The sequence below is a fragment of the Neisseria sp. GT4A_CT1 genome (assembly GCF_000227275.1).
GTDB lineage: Bacteria > Pseudomonadota > Gammaproteobacteria > Burkholderiales > Neisseriaceae > Neisseria.
The window spans coordinates 73,679-76,585 of sequence record NZ_JH164965.1 but is presented as its reverse complement, the minus strand read 5'-3'; the positions used below and the strand labels follow the sequence as shown (position 1 = coordinate 76,585).

2 protein-coding genes and 1 pseudogene are annotated in these 2,907 nt (G+C 48.4%); all 3 read right to left on the bottom strand.

The window, feature by feature from the left end; genetic code table 11:
• Positions 1 to 480: pseudogene (locus tag HMPREF1028_RS15070) on the bottom strand (RHS repeat protein); the annotation flags it as partial.
• Positions 481 to 639: 159 nt separating this feature from the next.
• The gene (locus HMPREF1028_RS02995; RefSeq protein WP_009311300.1) at positions 640 to 966 is read right to left on the bottom strand and encodes a hypothetical protein; all 327 of its coding nucleotides are present in this window, start codon (positions 964 to 966) and stop codon (positions 640 to 642) included.
• 43 nt (positions 967 to 1,009) lie between these two features.
• Positions 1,010 to 2,776: an RHS repeat-associated core domain-containing protein gene (locus tag HMPREF1028_RS13235; protein ID WP_009311299.1), complete on the bottom strand. Its 1,767-nt coding sequence runs from the start codon at positions 2,774 to 2,776 to the stop codon at positions 1,010 to 1,012.
• Between the last annotated feature and the right edge of the window lie 131 nt (positions 2,777 to 2,907).

The window sequence follows — 2,907 nt, the reverse complement described above, 5'->3', positions numbered from 1 at the left end:
CTCGAACTTGGTCGTGCCCGTCCGCTGGTCGGTGCTGTGGGTCAGGTTGCCGGTACGGTCGTAGCCGTAGCTGCGTTTGACGGCGGTTTGGCCATAACCCGCCGCTACTTTGGTTTTGCCTTTTCCGCCTTCGGTCAGGTCGTTGAGGGTGGCGATTTGCCGTTTCAGACGACCTAAAGGGTCAAGTTCGTAGCGGCTGGCGAGCTTACCCTGTGTGCGGTAGATTTCGCGGTGCAGCTGATCGCGTTCGATGTCGGTGATGACTTCGTCGTCGAGGCTGATTTGGTGCAGGTGGCCGCTGCCGTAATACAGGTAATTGATCTGTCTGCCGTCGGGCAGGACGGTGGCGGTGCGGTTGCCGTTGAAGTCGTAGTGGTAGCGGACGGTTTCGGTAACGGGCAGGTACAGCATGTCGTACTGCGCATCGCGCCAGTCGGTTTCGGGCAAACCGTTTCGGGCATTCTCTTCTTTGGACGGCACCTTCCATTGGTGCTGGGCGATGAGTTGGTCGCTTTCGTTGTAGTCGAAGCAGGTAAGAACAGGAAAGGTCGTCTGAAAATTTTCACACGACCTTATTAGGCTGTTGGGTCTTGACCCAACCTATAGTCACTGACACTTTATGCAAATATAGCTTGCATTTTAAAGTTCATCCAACACTCGGATGCTATCCGTGTCCTTAGTAGTTAGTTTTTTTATATCGACTTCAAAAAAACTAAGTTTCTTATTTTTGATTGTATAGTCATACATTTTTTTGTGGGTTTTGTCAAAAACATATCCTGTATATGAGTTGGCAATCTTCTGATTTTCAATAAAATCCGTGATAAATAAATTATCTTTTGATACATTTAACTCTGTCAAAAGTTGTCTAAACACATTAGGAAAATCTATTGAAAAACTCTCTGTTAACTCTTTTATATCCTGAATAAAAATATCATTTGGCATTTCATCCAATTCCATCGGCTTCATATTGGACTCCTTTAATTTTAAATAAATTTAAAAATATTAAATACTAACAGTGTCTACTCTTAATTGGGGTTATGATACGCCTCAGTATCCCTGCTCTTCTCGCTCCTTTCTCGCATCTGCCACACATTGGTTTTGTAGCTCCAAGAGATTTAATTTTAGCTCCTCTTTTTTTCGCTTCTCGTATAAGTTGACGTTCAGCATCATTTAAGTGGTTGCCATCTTTCCTGCTTCTTCCTGCTGGATGTAAATTTTGTATTATTTCATCTGCACCAGCAAGACTTTGTTGCCTTCTAGAAGGCTTTGATGACAGAGAAGAGCCTGCTTGAGCAATCCATATTTGAGAGGTTCCATCAGCAAGTGTTACCCTTGCCAAGGCTAACGTAGTGAAACCATCTCTATTTTTTTCTGTCAAATTATCAGACAATTTATCAATTCTTCTTGCAAGATCCTCATCATTTTTTCTATTTGGATTGGGTATACATGCTAACCCTAAGGGATCAATCCAAATCTGAATATTAGACGAAAACCGATAAAGATTATCTCCACCCCACAACCCAATCGGATCCTGATTCACAAACCGCCCAGCATCAGGCTCATAATACCTGAAGAAGTTGTAATGTAACCCCGTCTCACGGTCGGCATACTGGTTTTGCAGGCGGAAGGGTTGGTATGCGCTATCCGTTACCTTGGTTTCCTCTTTCAGACGACCCCAGCCGGTGTAGTTGCCGAACCACAAGAGGTTGCCGTCCTTATCGGTCATCTCTCTTGGGATGCCGATTTGGTCGCAGTGGAAGTAGCGGGTTTGTTGTCGGTTTTCGTCTTCTACGGTTGTCCAGTCACGGACTTGTGCTAAAGGCTCGTAGGAATTTTGATCGGCGTAGATATAGGTATACCTGCCGTCCGGGTGGATTTCTTGCAGTAAATGGCTGCCGTCCCAAACGAAACGGGTTTGGTTTTCGAGGTCGTTCCCGCTTAAATCATGCGGGAATGACGTTTCTGAAACTTTCTGACTGGTTTTCAGACGACCTTTGCCTATCCTTCTGCCCAAGGCGTCGTAGGTGTAGGACCAAGTTTCTTTCGTGCCGTCTTTTTTGAAGATTTCCGCTTTGACCAGTTGGTCATGCAGGTCGTAGAAATAGTTCTGCACTTCGCCGTCGGCCAGCTCGCGGTGGATCAGGTTGCCGAGCTCGTCGTAGTAATAGGTCGTGCCGTTGTAGGTTTTCAGGCGGTTGTCGGTGATGGTATTGAGGTCGTCTGAAAGGATATTGTGCGCGGGGTCGAAGGCGAACAGTTCGTTGCCCGCTTGGGTAATCCTGCCCAGTTTGTCGTACTCGAACTTGGTCGTGCCCGTCCGCTGGTCGGTACTGTGGGTCAGGTTGCCGGTGCGGTCGTAGCCGTAGCTGCGTTTGACGGCGGTTTGGCCATAACCCGCCGCTACTTTGGTTTTGCCTTTGCCGGTTTCCGTCAGGTCGTTGAGGGTGGCGATTTGCCGTTTCAGACGACCTAAGGGGTCAAGTTCGTAACGGCTGGCGAGTTTACCCTGTGTGCGGTAGATTTCGCGGTGCAGCTTGTCGCGTTCGATGTCGGTGATGACTTCGTCGTCGAGGCTGATTTGGTGCAGGTGGCCGCTGCCGTAATACAGGTAGTTGATTTGTCTGCCGTCGGGCAGGACGGTGGCGGTGCGGTTGCCGTTGAAATCGTAGTGGTAGCGGACGGTTTCGGTAACGGGCAGGTACAGCATGTCGTACTGCGCATCGCGCCAGTCGGTTTCGGGCAAACCGTTTCGGGCGTTCTCTTCTTTGTTCGGCACCTTCCATTGGTGCTGGGCGATGAGTTGGCCGTTTTCGTTGTAGTCGAAGCAGAGTAAGGGTGGGACATAGGCAAGGTCGTCTGAAAATTGATTTCAGACGACCTTGATGTTTGGAAGGACTCAACCTAACC

What these genes read in the sequence shown, in the direction of transcription:
- HMPREF1028_RS02995 (WP_009311300.1), bottom strand. Translation starts at nt 966, where the DNA reads ATGAAGCCGATGGAATTGGATGAAATGCCAAATGATATTTTTATTCAG.